This window comes from Shewanella sp. POL2, from assembly GCF_000282755.1.
GTDB lineage: Bacteria > Pseudomonadota > Gammaproteobacteria > Enterobacterales > Shewanellaceae > Shewanella > Shewanella xiamenensis.
The window spans coordinates 27588-44685 of record NZ_AKZL01000037.1; the positions used below are offsets into that span (position 1 = coordinate 27588).

Here is a 17098-nt window from a genome sequence, read left to right on the forward strand (position 1 = left end):
GGTTTGGTATTCATCCTACGGCTTAACTGATGCGGTTAAGATTGCCTGTAATTGTGGTAAATCTAGATGCTCGGCTAGTACATCAGCCAAACGATTCAACTGTTGTTCGCGAATTTCATTGATATCAATTGCTTGCGCATCTTCTAATCCCGCCCAGCGCAGAATTAACTGGCACGCCTCAGGGCTGTCGAATAGCCCGTGTAAATAAGTGCCTAGCACTTGCCAGTCCTCACTTAAGCAGCCGTCAGCAAAAGACTTTTCCGCCTGTTCATCGTAAGTTAGCTCATTGTTCAAGCGTAATGGTGCGCCCTTGGCGGCATCACTGGAGGTGAGATATTGGGACTCACCGCAGTGGATCTCATAACCTTTGACCGCCACAGTCTGCCCTAACAATCTCAACTCACCTGCGACGCTACGTAACTGCTTTTCGGCTTTAAATTGGGTGGTTATGGGTAAATAACCCAAACCTTGGCTAGTCCCAAGCACATCTTCTATCCCTAACGGATCGGCAATGCGCTCACCCAGCATTTGATAACCACCGCAAATTCCCAGCACTTTACCGCCGTAGCGCAAATGCTTAGCAATTTGCTTATCCCAGCCTTGCTCACGTAAAAAAGCCAAATCGGCTCGCACATTTTTACTGCCGGGTAAAATCAGCAGATCGGCGACAATATCTTGTGTCTGAGCTAAGGCTTGCGTCTGGAGTGACACATAATCAAAATCGATATCGGGATGAAGCCTGAGGGGATCAAAATCCGTGTGATTGCTGGTGCGTGGATATACCAGCGCTCGCACTTTAAAACGACTCTTGGCCTGCTTAGTTGGCGAGTCAGTGAGCGCATCCTCGGCATCTAAGTGCAAATCATGCAAATAGGGCAGCACGCCTAATACTGGCTTTTGCGTATACGTCTCAAGCCAATCAATACCAGGCTGCAACAGGCTGATATCACCGCGAAAGCGATTGATCACAAACCCCTTTACCCGCGCCTGTTCTGACTCGGATAACAGCGCCAAGGTCCCGACCAAATGGGCAAACACGCCGCCTTTATCGATGTCGGCAATAATAATCACCGGGCAGTCAACCGCCTCGGCAAAACCCATATTGGCAATATCCCCAGCACGCAGGTTGATTTCAGCTGGGCTCCCCGCCCCTTCAACCACTATGGTGTGATATTGCTGACCTAGGCGTTCAAAGGAGTCCAAAACGGCATTAAGGGCCATGGCTTTATAATCTTTCGATTTTTCACCAAAAAAAGCCGAGGCTTCGAGTGTCGTTAACGCTTTACCCTGCACAATAATTTGGGCGCCCGTATCTGAACTGGGTTTGAGTAAAATCGGATTAAAATCAGTATGTGGCGCTAAATAACAGGCCGCGGCTTGCAGCGCCTGTGCGCGACCAATCTCGCCGCCATCAACAGTCACAGCACTATTAAGCGCCATATTCTGTGGTTTAAAAGGAGCGACGTTTACACCCTGACGGGCTAGCAATCGGCAAATTCCCGCCACCAACGTACTTTTACCCGCATCTGAGGTGGTGCCCTGCACCATTAATACTTTGGCGCCTTGGGACGATGTTTGAGGCAAACTAGCGGTTGACGTTTGATTGGTTGCCGTGGGATCTGCAACGTTATGTGAATGCATGGGCAAGGACATCACTCAATAGAGGAAATAAGATAAAAGGCGCTTCTTTTTATACGAACTAAATGCAAAAGCGGCTCAAAATAACATTCACAACTTGATTTAAATGCACCAGCTCATTTAAGAGCGCTAGCTCGATTTAAGCGTCAGCGGTAAACCCGCCACCACTAAGGTCACATTATCCGCAACAGCAGCAACATCTTGGTTTAACCAGCCAGCTTCATCCACAAATTGGCGACTCAGTTCCCCCAAGGGCACAATGCCTGAGCCTACTTCATTACTGATTAAAATCACCACACCTTCAAGTGTATTTAACGCACTGACAAAATCCGTTTTGGCCTGTCGCCAGTGGGCTAACACATCGTGTTGAGATGATGTCGCAAAAGCTAGGGCAAAATCTGATTCGGTCGAAGCTGGCTCAGCCTGTGGGTGGACAGCAAGTAATTGATTGGTTAACCAAAGCGTTAAGCAATCCACCATAATCACCCGCCCCGGCTTAGCTAAATGCTTAAGCTTGGCGGTTAATGTCAAGGGTTCTTCAATCAACTGCCAGTCGATATCGTCCTTGGCTCGGCCATCTTGATGTAAACGGATCCGACTGGCCATTTCAGCATCGAGTGCCTGCGCGGTTGCAACGTAGCAGGCATCGAATCCTAAAGCCGTATACTGGCGTACTAAGGTTTCACCGTAACGGCTCTTACCGCTACGAGCGCCGCCCAGCACTAAATGGATCACAGAATGCTACCTACAACGAGCAGCACGAAGTAACACACAATTTCACAAATTTGCTGCGCAGCGCCTAAGGTATCGCCTGTATAGCCGCCAATTTGACGTCTAAAGATCACCACGATCAAACGGCGCAATCCGATCATAATCAACAACAGCGACAGTGCAGCAATCCCCTTTAACACCAACAGCACTAACACACCACTGGCGATCAAAATAAATAGTTCATTAATGCCTTGGTGCTGCGCTAACGGCTTAGATTTACTGGACTCATCATCGCGCACATATTTTTCGGTGAAAATAAGGCTCGCGGCCACGACTCGACTCACAGTATGGGCGACAATCATCGCCGAACCAGCAACCACAGGGTCATAAAGCGCTAATTCCACCAATAATTGCCATTTAAGCATCAAGACAATAATCAAGGCCAAGGCACCATAACTACCAAGGCGCGAATCCTTCATAATGCGCAGCTTGTCTTCAGCCGTCCAACCGCCACCAAACCCATCGAAGGTATCGGCTAACCCATCTTCGTGGAAACCGCCCGTTAACAGCACGCCCGTTAACATCGACAGCAATACAGACACCCCAGCGGGTAACCAATTTTGAGTCAGCCAAAAAACGATGGCGCTTAACAGTCCCACCAGTAAACCCACTAAGCCAAAGTAACGACTGGCTTTATTGAGTTTATCGGCATCGACTTCGACCCATTTGGGCATAGGAATACGGGTAAAATAGCCCATGGCCACAAAAAATAAATCTATCTCTTTGTGCCAGCTTTCGCGTTCTGACATAAAGCATCCTTAGTGAATACACACTTGCAGCAAGGTTTAAAGTTAAAACGGTTAGCTAAAAGTTATTATTTTAAATTAAGTTAAATAAATAACTTAGCAGGGCTACATCATACAACAGCCTCAATCCCTGCATCACTAAAACTCGCCATTTGATTGTAAAAATTTACTGCGGCTTGAATTAACGGCAATGCTAAAGCTGCCCCCGTGCCTTCACCTAATCTAAGCCCCAAAGATAACAAGGGTTTAGCTTGCAAATATTCCAACATACGTTGATGGCCTTGCTCCTCGGAGCAATGGGCGAAAATCAGATAATCCCGCACATTAGCATTGATCGTCACCGCGACTAATGCGGCGGCGGTCGCAATAAAACCATCCACAACTACCAACATCTTGCGCTCAGCTGCAGCCAGCATGGCACCAGTCATTTGCACAATTTCAAACCCGCCAAGACAAGCAAGCACTTGTTTTGGCCCACTAAGCGCACTTTGATGCGATAGCAACGCCAGTTCTACCAAGGTTAACTTACGCGCTAAAGTGTCGCTATTAATGCCTGTACCGCGCCCCACACAGTCAGCTACATCTAATTGCATAATCGCCGCCATAATTGCCGCGGCAGAGGACGTGTTGCCAATCCCCATTTCACCAAACGCAACCAGATTACAGCCTGCTTGATGGTGACGCTCAATAAGCTCGCGCGCCATATCAAAGCCCTTATCCACACTCGTTAAAGGCATGGCTGGCTCCAAATGAATTGCAGCAGTACCCGCGCCAAGACGTTGATCGATAATCCCTTCTAGCCCCTCAACGGGTGTCAAAATACCGCAATCGATCACTTCAAGCGTAAAACCTAATTGGCGACAAAACACATTAATGGCCGCGCCGCCGTGGGCAAAGTTTTGCACCATTTGGTGGGTGACTTCACTTGGGGCAATCGAAACCCCTTCAGCGGCAATGCCGTGATCCCCTGCAAATACCAACATGGTCGGTTTGACTATCTGCAATTGTTGTGGCCCTTGAATGCGAGCAATTTGTAATGCTAAGGATTCGAGTTGTCCCAATGCACCTGGCGGCTTGGTCTTAAGATCGATTTTTTGTTGAATAACCTGATCCTGCGCTTTACTCACAGGCTCGATTTGAAATGACAGGCTTGATTGAGACATTCACACTCCAGTGACTAATTCGATTTCAATAACTCGTTCGATTTCAATAACTCGTTCGATAACAACTACGACGCATACAGCGGCTATTTTCCATACGCACTTAGTACTAAATTAGCTAATCCTCTGCGAAAAACGCGAGTTCAATTAGTTGCGCCGACGCAAAATCAGCAAAAAGAAAAAACTACCTATCGAGGCGGTGATAATACCAACGGGCAGTTCTTGATTACCCAGTAAACATCTCGCGAGCACATCAATCCACACCATAAACAAGCCGCCCACTAACGCGGTGAGCAAAATGGGCTGACGCCCGGGAAATAACAAGCGCACAGTATGGGGGATCATTAATCCAACAAAACCTATGCCACCACAGGTCGCCACTAAAACGGCGGTAATTAGCGAGCAGAGCAATAACATATTGAGGCGTAATTTAGGTACATTCACCCCTAAGGTGTGAGCCGTTTCATCCCCCGCCTGCAGGGCCATAATCTGCCGCTTCCAACCGAGGATGATAAAAAAACTTACCAATACAACGATGGATGGCAAAATTAAGAGCGGCCAACTGGCCTTAGCAAAACTGCCCAAACTCCAAAAAAGCACTGATGCCGTGGCCTGCGGGCTGGCAAAATACAACAGCAAGCTGGTTAATGCGCCAAACATAAACGATGTTGCCACCCCAGAGAGCAGCATGCGCTCAACTTGGCTGTTGAGCCCAAGCCCTGACAAGGCGAGAACAATAAGAACGGATAAACTGGCACCAATAAAAGCGCCGAAAGGCAAACTAAACCACAGGAGCCCAGCAAACATTCCCGAGCCACTAAAAATCCCCGAATTGGCAATAACGCCAGCATTACCGAATAGACCAGAGCCAGTAAACAAGGTCAGCATCACCACAGCGCCAAAGGAGGCACCTGAACTGATGCCAAATAAATAAGGGTCAGCAAGGGGATTGCGAGTTACGGTTTGCAGCACACTGCCCGCTAAAGACAGCCCCGCCCCCGCCACAAACGCGAGCAATATCCGTGGCAACCTTAATTCCATCACAATCCGCTCCGTCATCGAGGCGGTAGTTGACGCACCGTCGTTGGCGAAAAATTGATTGAATAATTTAATAAACACATGCAACACATCTAAAAAGCTGATATTTGCCGCGCCAAAACTGGCGGCCGCAATCGGGGTCAGCAGGGCAAAACCCACCAAGCCAAGAATCAGCCATTGCTGGCGGGTTAATGGCGTTAAAATATGGGTTAAAAGATTCATCATTATCAGCTTAAACGTGTGAATCATGGCGTGTTTATCTCCCCGTTGATGTTATGGGGAGCGGATACAACCACATCATCCGTCGGTGATTTTTGATAACCATAAAAGTAATTAATTAAAGGATTGGCATGTTGTGGATGGGGCATCACTTGAGCGCAAACACCAAAAACTTGGGCAATGCGCTCCTCTGTTAATACCTCACTCGGCGTGCCCATGGCGCTCACTTGCCCCTTATCCAGTAGCAGCAAACTATCACACAGGGCACTTGCTAAATTCAGATCATGAATAGAGGCAATGACACTAATGCCAAGGCTTCGAACCAACTCCAAAATTTGTATTTGATAGCGCACATCGAGGTGGTTTGTGGGTTCATCTAAAATCAGTAACTGAGGTTGTTGCACGATAGCGCGGGCAATCAGTGCCCGTTGTTTCTCACCGCCGGAGAGCCTTTCATATTGCTGATAGCGCTTATGGCTAAGACCTACCTTTTCAAGCGCCTTGATAATTTTTTCACTATCACCGCTGGAATTAGTATCGAACATCCCTTTGTGGGGCGTGAGCCCCATAGCAACGAGTTGCTCTGTGGTCATATCAAAATAGTGCGGCGTATCCTGCTGCACCACAGCTACTTTGCAGGCAAATGCCTTGGGCGAAAGCTCGTTAATGTCCTGCGAAAACAAACTGATTTGCCCCAGAGTTGGGCGAATAAAACGATATATACAACGCAGTAAACTGGATTTACCCGCACCGTTAGGGCCGATTAATCCCAGCATTTCACCGCGTTGTAGGGCAAAGTTAATCCCTGAAAGAATGGTTTTGCCTTCGATGGTCCAACTTAATTGGCTGACATTGAGTGCCACATTAGCTAGCACCGCCGAAGATTGCACATCTGTTGACGTGGAAGGCTTCATTTAAAGCAGCTCCCACAGGCATATTTTGTACCCAAACCCAGTAGCACCATGGGCCACAGGGCGAAACGTATCAATATCATTTTCTGCTCCCTCGAGTCACCCGCTCGAGAACTAAGGCTGCACGCAGCGAAAACAGAAATAGGCAGGTCTCCTGACTTGTAGCAAAGAAGGTTCTAGGTTCTAGGTTCTAGGTTCTAGGTTCTAGATTCTAGGCTCTAGATTCTAGGCACTTCTTTTAACTACTCACAGTTGCGGGTACAGTTCGGGCTGGCTGATGGGCAGCACCCCGATTCCCTATTATGTTTGGGTTGATCCGGCGTTTATAACGACTATTGCCTTAAGCGAATAGCGCAGGATAAAGCGAAATTCCCAACACCTATTTCTGCGACATTTAAACTTAGCGAACACCATGTGCTATCTCGCTCAAACGTCAGGGAAAAGCATTATCCTATATCTTGCTCATTAGGCAATGCAGTTTAAATCAGAAAATGTTCATCATCCCATTTAGCATGAGATTTCAAACTCAATCAGCATGGCCCGATGGCCAGTCTAAGCGCCAGTATCGAGTCCCATGTTTATCTTCGAGTACATTAATCGTCACCACCGCGGCAACCGGTAAAGTCAGTTGACTGTAAAACCCTACCGTTCTCACCGCCCCCAATGCTCTTGCCATTAAATGACGGATCACCCCGCCGTGGGTCAAAACCCAGATATTGGCTGTGGGTGCATCGGCATTACACTCGCCGTGGGCCTGTTCATCATCCAACGCCAGCAGGGCAAACTCTTTATTGAGGATCTGCTCTATTGCGCCATCGATACGAGCCTCAAAACTTGCCATCGTTTCACCATTGGGCGGCGACACGGTCCAAGGATCTTGCCAATAGGCCGCCATGCGCTCGCCATCCTGTTGATATAACTCATCGAGTAAGCGACCATCCCAATCGCCAAAATCCATTTCTTGTAGATCCTCCAGTAGGTTGACCTCAAGCGGCGAAGGCGTTGGTGCAGCTAAATGTGAACTCTCAGACAAGCTGGAATGCGGCTCCAGCGCCAACTCCTTGGCAAATTCAGCGCAGCGCCTTGAGGTGGAGCTGTAAATACCGTGGCATTCACTGGCCTGCAAAGCGACTGCTGCCAACATCTGCCGCCAGCCCTTCTCGCTCAGTGGAACATCGACTCTGCCACGTAAAATGGCCCCGCCCTCGCATTCCCCATGGCGTAACAGTAATAAGCGAACTTGTTTCATATATGCCTTTTAAAAATCTTAGGACCTAAACTCTAGATTCTAGATTCTAGATTCTCGCTCCTAATGACTTTCACCTTGCCCTGACAATCCGATGTCGCGTATTATGGACGTCTATACGTATAAATGTCCAAACCATAACGAACGACATTCAATAATAAAATGCAATTTACCGCAGAATTGCATATTTTTGGACTCAACTTAGCTGTAGTAAAGGTAATCATTTATGGCGATATCTCTCCATCGAGCCAGCCAAACACTGGCAGACATTCGCAACCAGTTGTCAAAGCGCATTCTGATTTTAGACGGCGCCATGGGCACTATGATCCAAGGCTACAAGCTAGAAGAAGCCGATTACCGTGGCGAGCGTTTCAAGGATTGGCATACCGACGTTAAGGGCAATAACGATCTTTTAGTGCTCACGCAGCCACACATCATCAAACAAATTCACACCGACTACCTATTAGCCGGTGCGGATATTATTGAAACCAACACCTTTAACGCCACAACTATCGCCATGGCCGACTACGATATGCAGTCGCTGTCCGCCGAAATTAACCGTGAAGGTGCGCGCCTCGCCCGTGAGGCCTGTGATGAAATCGAAAAAGCCACGGGTAAACCACGTTATGTCGCCGGTGTGTTAGGACCCACTAACCGTACCTGCTCTATCAGCCCCGATGTTAACGATCCCGGATATCGTAATATCCACTTTGATGAGTTAGTGACCGCTTACTGCGAATCGACCCGCGCCCTGATTGAAGGCGGCGCCGATATCATTATGGTCGAGACCATCTTCGATACCTTAAACGCTAAGGCCGCATTATTTGCCATCGAAACCGTGTTCGATGAACTCTTTGGCGCTAACTCGCCAGCACGTTTGCCAGTGATGATCTCCGGCACTATTACCGATGCCTCGGGCCGAACCCTTACCGGACAAACCACCGAAGCCTTTTATAACTCCCTTCGCCATATCAAGCCGTTATCTATCGGCCTTAACTGCGCCCTTGGGCCAAAAGAGCTGCGTCCCTACGTTGAAGAACTGTCACGCATCGCCGAATGTTATGTGTCGGCGCACCCTAACGCGGGTCTACCAAACGAGTTTGGCGGTTACGATGAAACCCCAAAAGACATGGCCAGCGTTATCCAAGAATGGGCCCGTGAAGGCATGCTCAACATTATTGGCGGCTGCTGTGGTAGCACACCCGAGCATATTAAGGTCATTCGCGAAGCGGTGGAACCGTTTGCCCCGCGCGTATTACCCGAGATCCCCGTCGCCTGCCGTTTAGCAGGTTTGGAACCGCTCACTATCGACGCCCAAACCCTGTTTGTGAACGTGGGTGAGCGCACCAACGTTACTGGCTCGGCCAAATTTTTAAAGCTGATCAAAGAAGGCAAGTTCGAACAGGCGCTCGATGTCGCCCGTGAACAGGTAGAAAGCGGCGCGCAGATCATCGACATCAACATGGACGAAGGCATGCTCGATGGCGTGGAGGTGATGCATAAGTTCTTAAATCTTATCGCCTCTGAGCCAGATATCAGCCGCGTGCCGATTATGATCGACTCCTCGAAGTGGGAAGTGATTGAAGCGGGCCTCAAATGTATTCAAGGCAAGGGTATTGTTAACTCTATCTCCCTCAAAGAAGGCGAAGAGAAGTTTATCGAGCAGGCAACCCTCGTTAAACGCTACGGCGCGGCGGCCATTATTATGGCGTTCGACGAGCAAGGCCAAGCCGATACGAAGGCGCGCAAAGTCGAAATCTGTACCCGCGCCTACCGCGTGCTGGTCGATAAGGTCGGCTTTCCGCCCGAAGACATTATCTTCGACCCGAACATCTTCGCCATTGCCACGGGTATCGATGAGCACGATAACTATGCTGTCGATTTTATTGATGCCATTAAAGAAATTAAGGCCACCCTGCCCCACGCGATGATTTCGGGCGGGGTATCGAACGTGTCGTTCTCCTTCCGCGGTAACAACCCAGTGCGTGAGGCGATTCACGCAGTATTCCTGTACCACGCGATTAAAGTCGGTATGGATATGGGGATTGTCAACGCGGGCCAGTTAGCGATTTTTGACGATATCGACCCAGAGCTTAAAGTACGGGTCGAGAACGTGGTGCTCAACCTGCCTTGCCCGGTTGAAGGCTCGAGCAATACCGAGCAATTGCTTGATATTGCTGAAAAATTCCGTGGCGATGGCTCAAGTGCCGCTAAAAAAGAAGATTTAGAATGGCGCTCATGGCCAGTTAATCAACGTCTCGCCCATGCGCTGGTGAAAGGCATCACCGAATTTATCGACGAAGATACTGAAGCGGCTCGCCAAGCTGCCTCCCGTCCGCTGGATGTGATTGAAGGCCCGCTAATGGACGGTATGAATATCGTCGGCGACCTGTTTGGCTCGGGTAAAATGTTCCTGCCACAGGTGGTCAAATCCGCGCGGGTGATGAAAAAGGCCGTGGCCTACCTCAATCCCTTTATTGAAAAAGAAAAAGTCGCAGGTCAGTCGAACGGTAAGATTTTGATGGTGACCGTAAAAGGCGATGTGCACGATATCGGCAAGAATATTGTCGGCGTGGTGCTTGCCTGCAATGGCTTTGAAGTGTTCGATTTAGGCGTGATGGTGTCAGTAGAGCGCATTCTTGAGGCGGTGAAAGAACACAATATCGATATTATCGGCATGTCAGGGCTTATCACCCCAAGCCTCGATGAGATGGTGCACAATGTGAAAACCTTCCACCGTGAAGGGCTCACCATTCCAGCGATTATCGGCGGCGCTACCTGCTCGAAAATCCATACTGCGGTGAAGATTGCGCCGCATTATCCCCATGGCGCGATTTACATTGCCGATGCCTCGCGCGCAGTGCCTATGGTCAGCAAGCTAGTCAGCAATGAAACTCGCCAAGCGACCATTGATGAAACCTACGCCGAGTATGACGATATGCGCACCAAGCGTTTATCCCAAGCTAAGCGTAAGGAAATCGTCTCGCTAGAGGCCGCCCGTCAAAACCGCTGCCAGCACGATTGGGCCAACTACACCCCATTCAAACCTAACGTGCTCGGTCGCCAAGTATTTGAAGACTATCCATTAACCGATTTAGTCGACCGCATCGACTGGACGCCCTTCTTCCGCGCATGGGAGCTGCACGGTCATTACCCTGAAATCTTAACCGACAAAGTAGTCGGCGTTGAGGCGCAAAAGCTGTTCGCCGATGGTCAGGCGATGCTTACAAAAATCATCGAAGAAAAATGGCTCACCGCCAAGGGCGTGATTGGGCTATTCCCCGCCAATACCGTCAACTTCGATGATATTGAGCTGTACACAGATGAGACTCGCACAGAGGTTGAGCTGACCACCCATCACCTGCGGATGCAACTTGAGCGGGTCGGTAACGATAACTTCTGTCTGGCCGATTTTGTCGCGCCCAAAGACTCAGGCGTTGCCGACTATATGGGCGGCTTTGCGGTTACCGCAGGCCATGGGATTGATGAGCATATCGCCCGCTTTGAGGCGAACCATGATGACTACAACGCCATTATGCTCAAGTGTTTAGCCGACCGTTTAGCCGAAGCCTTTGCCGAGCGGATGCACGAGCGCGTACGTAAAGAGTTTTGGGGTTATGCCGCCGATGAGCAGCTCGATAACGAGGCGTTAATTCGCGAAAAATACAAGGGCATTCGCCCTGCACCGGGTTACCCCGCTTGCCCGGATCACACCGAAAAAGGCCTGTTGTGGGAACTGTTAAAGCCGAATGAAACCATCGACTTAAACATTACCGAAAGCTACGCCATGTTCCCTACCGCCGCAGTATCGGGCTGGTACTTTGCCCACCCGAAATCCCGCTACTTTGGCGTGAGTAATATTGGTCGCGATCAGGTGGAGGATTACGCGAAGCGTAAAGGGATGACTGTTGCAGAGACGGAGAAGTGGCTAGCGCCAGTGCTTGACTATGATCCCGAGTAATCGGGATTTAGATTACGCTAACGCGGTTTGAGATCTAAGATCGGTCTTGCGACCGAAAAGGTCGTGGGGCTTCACCCCACACCCGATGTTGCTGGTTCGTTTTGCATTGCGAACTAGCAACCATATCGCTGTAAGGTGATGATGTAACTCATTGCCTGCCGCAGGCTTTAGCACTGTTACCCCAGTGACACGCCGTGCATACATCCTTGTAGGCTCTACTAAAACATCCATGTTTTAGAAGGTCACTGGTGCAACAGTGCCCTATCTGGTGTACCCATTACGCTCTGCAAAAATTGCATGGGCTAATTCAGAAAAAATCATCATATAAAAGACTTATTTCGCGCTTATTCGAAAATCACCGATTTTCATTCGCCCCTTCCCCAAAAGCTACGCAGACGTACTGTCTGCGTCACGCGCCATTTTTCAATAAAGAGTCTTCATCGCCCTTCAGAAACTTCGCAGGGGATGGGTGAACTTCTGTAAGAGTAGAGTTAACTTTTTGCATTCAAAAAGCTATGCATCTCCTGTTATTTCCGTTCTGGAATTCCATTTCACACAAGGATAAATAGAGTTAACGAGGGGGATTAAAATGTGACTGAAGTTGCTTGATTCGCTCTGGGATCAAATCCATTTTATTGTCGGTGTTTAACTCATCACAATTTTCAGCGACAACCCGTTCTACGCCAGTTTCATCAGTAAAATAGAGTTTTTCGCAGTCGCATCTCAGTTTAGCGATGAGCGGCTTTTCCGCTTTAGCTTGGCGAACCTCGGCAACCCAGCAGGAATCAGCACAACCGCAGGAATGATAAATCAGCTCCTCACCAGAGACAGGCCAATCCAGCTGATATTCGCCTGCCAGCGCATTACTCACACATAGCACAAGAGCAAAGAATACGAATAATAGATATCGAATCATTTTTAATCATCCAAGGCTTATCTGAGTTCCTTAAGGACTAAGCATTAAAGCACCTTATTTAATGCTTAACCTAAGAATAACCAGAAATTTACGATCGCGCACTAACAATGGATATCCATTTTATTCTGCGGATTTAGCAATGGGTGTCTAATCAAACTTTTATCAATAACCAAATAAAATTAATGGCTTCACCTAAAAACCAAAACTAAATAACTAATAAATAAGAAAACAGCTTAGTAAAAACTAATTCCTAGCGATTTATTCATGCTGACATAAGAATGTGATTTTTAATTTTATAAATCCTATCAACAATATGATCAAAATCGGCCCCACCAATAAAAGAAAAAGCGAGATTTTTTATCGACTTATTATTTATACCATCTCTTATTTTATAAAGGCATTTATGAAATGCTCCTGTCGAACAGAACTGACAAGTAATAATTTCACCGCCAGAGCACATTCCATTAAGAGAGTTAATACTTTTTAAAATTTCGACTGAAAAAGATTCAACCAACCACTTACCCTTTGAAATACTTTTTAAAGTCATTAAGTTTGGAGACAAGTCAAGATGAGCAGCAAATCTATCTAGTTCATCAATCTTACTTAAAATAGCATGTTGAATTTTAACATCATTTAGTCTACCTGTTGGGTAAGAATAAAAGAATATTGACTTATATTCAGAATCCAAAGAAGCTCTTAATGCTTCGAGTGAAAAGTAATATAAACTTAGTAGATTTTTTTCCACATCCTTAAAGATCTTAACACAAAGATCTTCATTAATTAAACTCTTACCAGCCTTAGTACATAAACAAAGAATATTATGCAACACATCTTTAGAAACAAAATAACTTTCAATAGAGTAGTATTCAAGTACCAATATCGGTTCCAAAGCAGGCAATTCATTTCTATAATCCCTAACATCCTTATCGATAATACCTAAAATGTGTTCATCCAGCTTATACTTGCTATTTTTAATATTGTTAAGCTCTCTTATAGCTGTAATAACCTGCTCACACCCTTCCGAATACCCTTCAATATTTTCAACAGCATAAATTTCTACTTCGAATGGAACCCTTGCCGATAACTGATTATAAATAAGAATATCATCCATCCCTTCAACAATTATTGCTGGAACACCTGTCATTACAGCTTCATTGAAGATTTCATCTATTTCATAAAAATTTCCTGACATTTACGATCTCCAAACCTTCAGTTCAGAAAGGAAATTCGGATTTCTCTTAGCTAATGCCGGAGAATGAGAAGCAACAATAATTTGAGTCGTAGGTAACAGAGCTGAAAAAATAGACATCAACTCTCGCTGCCACTTTATATTCAATGATATTTCAGGCTCATCAATAATTAAAAAATTACGATCCTGCCCCTCAAAAAGAACCAAAGCTAAAAAAGTTAATATATGTCTTTCCCCACTTGAAAGCTCGTTTACAGTATGGTGCTCACCATCAATTTCAACATAAACCTCCCTACCATTAACAAATAGTTTTTTACCATCTATTAAATATCCATTAAATTTGTCAACCAATAAGTTAATAGAACTTAAAACAAGCTTTTCAACTTCCAATTCATCAATCATATTTTCAAAAAGTTGACTTAGTAATGAATGTCCTAGTATTTTATCTAGCTCACCCTTCTGGTTAATTTTATTTAAAATATTAACAATTCTATTTTTAAAGTTATTATCCTCACCATCATCAAGAGCCTCTATAATTCTATCTTTATTTTCCAATATCCTTTGCCCTAACACTTCACTATTTGAAACTTTTGTTGAAGGGTTACTATTTTCTATATCGATAGCAACTGACAAGGTATCAAATAGTGCGCTTTGAATTTTTCGTGTAGCTGTGAACCTAGCTATCCTATAACGTTGCAACAAAAGCTCTTCAATATTTTCAATCTTAATATTCTGTAAATATAAATGATGCTTTCCAAAGTCAATTTCAGGCCTTCTATTTCTATATTTAACAGCATTTCGCCTTCTAATAAAGAATGATAACTCCTCAGATAATTCAAAAATTTTCTTTCTCTGAAAGCCAACTGAACGAGCTTCGTTAAAAAAATCATTATTTTTATTGAAATTCATAAAAAAATCATAGAATAGCTCAGGATCAATATTCACAGCCTGAGTGCTTACACCTCGTTCAACACCTAAAGAAAGAGATCTGGAATTTTGTAAAAAACTATTTTCAAATTCTTCCCAGTTAAAGACCCCATCATCCATTGAGACTATAACATCTCTTACATTACCACCATCAGATATTTTACATTCAATACGATTAACACCAGGGCAGGATCATACTTTGTTAACCGCATGGAACTTATCAGTATCAGCATGATCTGATCAGGCATGTTATTCTACTAAGCCTAATCTATGTCCTTGTTTGACCATTTGAAACTCATTGAAGACCCACGCTCATATATCAACCTTGAACACAATTTGGTCGATATCATTTTCCTCGTTTTAGCCGCCACCGCTTCTGGTTGTCACGGATGGCTTGAGATTGAGGAGTTTGGCCATGAGCACTTGTCATGGCTCCAGAGACATCGGCCTTTTGCAAAAGGGATACCCACTCGGCACTCTATTGCGCGGATCATTAAAGCAATTGATGTTGAGATGATGGTACTTGCACTGTTTCGCTGGACGAATAGTTTGAGAGCATCTGCTGGTAAACCATTAATCGCCATTGACGGCAAAACCCTCCGTGGTGCGGTTAATCAGAACGGTACAGAGCAAGCATTACACCTCGTCTCAGCGTTTGATACTGAGCAAGGCCTTGTTCTCTATCAACAAGACACCAAAACCAAAGGCAGCGAAGTGGCTACCGTTCGCGAATTACTGCATATGTTGGATATCCAAGATGCCGTATTGACCTTTGATGCGCTGCACTGCAACAAAGAAACACTGGCTCAAATAGTCAAGCGTAAAGGTGATTATGTTGTGCAAGTGAAAGGTAATCAGCCGACACTGAGAAAAGCGATTGAAGCGCTATTTCAGCCACACTGGGAGACTAATGCCGTCGATATCCCAATGTTTGAAGAAAGCAACAAGGGACACGGTAGAGAAGAACGTCGTACCACGTTTCAAATTCCAGCCTTATTGCCAAAGGAGCTTGCCAAACAGTGGCCATCGGCCAAATCGATAATCGCTGTTGAGCGTGAACGTAAGCGCAAAGGAACGACGACTATCGATACACATTACTACTTGAGTTCATTGGATATTGAGGTAGAACTCGCCGCTCGGGCTGTTAGGCAGCATTGGCACATCGAGAATCAACAACATTGGGTACTGGATGTCACGTTCAAAGAAGATATGTCGCGGATAGGCGATAGAGACAATGCGAAGAAAATGGCGTTATTTCGCCGTATTGTGCTCAACTTGTTGCAGCAACACCCATTAAAGGTAAGTAAGCCGAGTAAGATGCGCAAAGCCGCGTGGAATGGGGATTTTAGGTCAGAGATTTTCTTTGGTTAACATATTTAACAAAGCTTAATCCTGCCCTGCGATTAACACCTAATGCCTTTAATGAACTTTCATCTTGAGAAAGAAATGCGCTAATAGCTTTTAAAAATGTTGTTTTCCCACAACCATTATCACCGAAAATAATAGTAACATTATCATCAGAAAAATTAACACTAGCAAATCTATCTCTTGATTTAAAGTTGTGAAATGTTATTTCATCAATTCTCATAAAAACTCCATTTTTTAAAATTAAAACTTAAAATGATTAAAAACCAATCAAGATAACTATTAAATATTAAGTAAAAACTAAAATCTATTGAATATTTGTAGAATCATAAACTCTATCAAATTCTGCTTTGGCATCGGCTTTATGGTTTAGACAGTTAACCATATGCTCATCTGACTTATAGTTTTTGCAGTCTTCGGGGACGATATAGTATTTGCGCCATGCTTCGGCTTTACGTATGCGTGCCGCTTCATTTTGCTGAGCGATACGTTGCTGTTCCGCAGCCCGCTGAATTGCAATTTGTTGCTGTTGATATTCAATAATCTTGCGTTCTTTTGCGGCTTGTTGGCGAGCAAGTTCAGTTTGCTTTTGTTGCATAGCAAACTCATTAAGCCCTTGCGTCAGGCGGTATTCGATATAACTCAAATAGCCAATTCGCACTAACAAAGTGACCAAACCCGCTAACAAGATCCCTAAGGTAATTTGTAAAACTGATTTCATTCCAAAATCCATTTCTATTCTGAACAGCTCTTTTCATCAGAAAACATAAATACTACGGGATACACCAGAACTGGCATTGTTGCACCAGTGACGTTGAGAAAAATGGGCAGGTCATAGTAATACTAACCTGCCATTCCTGTGCTTTACATTCCATGAGTCATTTCTGGTTATTTAGCAAACTTGCATCCACTGTTTAGCAATTAGAGCTTTAACAAGGCTTTGTTTCCTAAATCGATTCAGCGAACAAAGCCCCTCATAATCGTCTAAATATCAAACTACACGGTAAGTTA

General features: G+C 45.6%; 14 protein-coding genes and 1 riboswitch. Of the genes, 2 read left to right on the top strand and 12 right to left on the bottom strand.

The features are described 5' to 3' along the window. Nucleotides 1-15: 15 nt before the first annotated feature. From SHEWPOL2_RS11725 to SHEWPOL2_RS11755, 7 genes are all read right to left on the bottom strand, one after another. Entirely contained in the window at nt 16-1548 is a 1533-nt protein-coding gene (locus SHEWPOL2_RS11725) for a cobyric acid synthase (RefSeq protein ID WP_086024029.1), read from the bottom strand. Between the two features lie 219 nt (nt 1549-1767). Beyond that, nucleotides 1768-2373 (bottom strand): bifunctional adenosylcobinamide kinase/adenosylcobinamide-phosphate guanylyltransferase, encoded by a 606-nt coding sequence (gene cobU / locus SHEWPOL2_RS11730; RefSeq protein ID WP_037428433.1) that lies wholly within the window; start codon nt 2371-2373, stop codon nt 1768-1770. Next, entirely contained in the window at nt 2370-3158 is a 789-nt protein-coding gene (locus SHEWPOL2_RS11735; protein WP_037414785.1) for an adenosylcobinamide-GDP ribazoletransferase, read from the bottom strand. The genes cobU and SHEWPOL2_RS11735 overlap by 4 nt, the downstream gene beginning before the upstream one ends. 107 nt (nt 3159-3265) lie before the next feature. After that, nucleotides 3266-4318 carry a nicotinate-nucleotide--dimethylbenzimidazole phosphoribosyltransferase gene (cobT, locus tag SHEWPOL2_RS11740; RefSeq protein WP_037414788.1) on the bottom strand — a complete coding sequence of 351 codons (1053 nt, stop codon included), beginning with the start codon at nt 4316-4318 and terminating at the stop codon, nt 3266-3268. Between the two features lie 144 nt (nt 4319-4462). Beyond that, nucleotides 4463-5602 carry an iron ABC transporter permease gene (locus tag SHEWPOL2_RS11745; protein ID WP_050991353.1) on the bottom strand — a complete coding sequence of 380 codons (1140 nt, stop codon included), beginning with the start codon at nt 5600-5602 and terminating at the stop codon, nt 4463-4465. Then, nucleotides 5599-6486 (bottom strand): ABC transporter ATP-binding protein, encoded by an 888-nt coding sequence (locus SHEWPOL2_RS11750; protein WP_037414795.1) that lies wholly within the window; start codon nt 6484-6486, stop codon nt 5599-5601. Before SHEWPOL2_RS11750 ends, SHEWPOL2_RS11745 begins: the two co-directional genes overlap by 4 nt. Nucleotides 6487-6609: 123 nt before the next feature. Beyond that, nucleotides 6610-6834: riboswitch (cobalamin riboswitch) on the bottom strand. A gap of 175 nt (nt 6835-7009) precedes the next feature. Further along, the gene (locus SHEWPOL2_RS11755; protein WP_037428434.1) at nt 7010-7732 is read right to left on the bottom strand and encodes a histidine phosphatase family protein; all 723 of its coding nucleotides are present in this window, start codon (nt 7730-7732) and stop codon (nt 7010-7012) included. Nucleotides 7733-7955: 223 nt separating this feature from the next. Here SHEWPOL2_RS11755 and metH point away from each other — a divergent pair, with 223 nt between their 5' ends. Continuing rightward, on the top strand, nt 7956-11690 hold the full coding sequence (gene metH, locus SHEWPOL2_RS11760; protein ID WP_037428437.1) for a methionine synthase: 3735 nt from the start codon (nt 7956-7958) through the stop codon (nt 11688-11690). A 571-nt stretch (nt 11691-12261) separates the two neighbouring features. Here the strand turns inward: metH and SHEWPOL2_RS11765 are convergent. From SHEWPOL2_RS11765 to SHEWPOL2_RS22265, 3 genes are all read right to left on the bottom strand, one after another. Next, on the bottom strand, nt 12262-12606 hold the full coding sequence (locus SHEWPOL2_RS11765) for a hypothetical protein (protein WP_037428439.1): 345 nt from the start codon (nt 12604-12606) through the stop codon (nt 12262-12264). 262 nt (nt 12607-12868) lie between these two features. Continuing rightward, complete coding sequence (locus SHEWPOL2_RS11770) at nt 12869-13798, bottom strand: DUF4435 domain-containing protein (RefSeq protein ID WP_037428440.1); 930 nt, start codon at nt 13796-13798, stop codon at nt 12869-12871. Continuing rightward, entirely contained in the window at nt 13799-14842 is a 1044-nt protein-coding gene (locus SHEWPOL2_RS22265; RefSeq protein WP_050991354.1) for an AAA family ATPase, read from the bottom strand. A gap of 150 nt (nt 14843-14992) precedes the next feature. Here SHEWPOL2_RS22265 and SHEWPOL2_RS11780 point away from each other — a divergent pair, with 150 nt between their 5' ends. After that, nucleotides 14993-16093: an ISAs1 family transposase gene (locus tag SHEWPOL2_RS11780; protein WP_037428442.1), complete on the top strand. Its 1101-nt coding sequence runs from the start codon at nt 14993-14995 to the stop codon at nt 16091-16093. Here the strand turns inward: SHEWPOL2_RS11780 and SHEWPOL2_RS11785 are convergent. Both SHEWPOL2_RS11785 and SHEWPOL2_RS11790 read right to left on the bottom strand, forming a co-directional pair. Continuing rightward, on the bottom strand, nt 16068-16310 hold the full coding sequence (locus SHEWPOL2_RS11785) for an AAA family ATPase (RefSeq protein ID WP_037428444.1): 243 nt from the start codon (nt 16308-16310) through the stop codon (nt 16068-16070). The two genes, SHEWPOL2_RS11780 and SHEWPOL2_RS11785, sit on opposite strands and share 26 nt — an antisense overlap. Before the next feature lie 84 nt (nt 16311-16394). Beyond that, the gene (locus tag SHEWPOL2_RS11790; protein WP_037428445.1) at nt 16395-16808 is read right to left on the bottom strand and encodes a hypothetical protein; all 414 of its coding nucleotides are present in this window, start codon (nt 16806-16808) and stop codon (nt 16395-16397) included. Between the last annotated feature and the right edge of the window lie 290 nt (nt 16809-17098).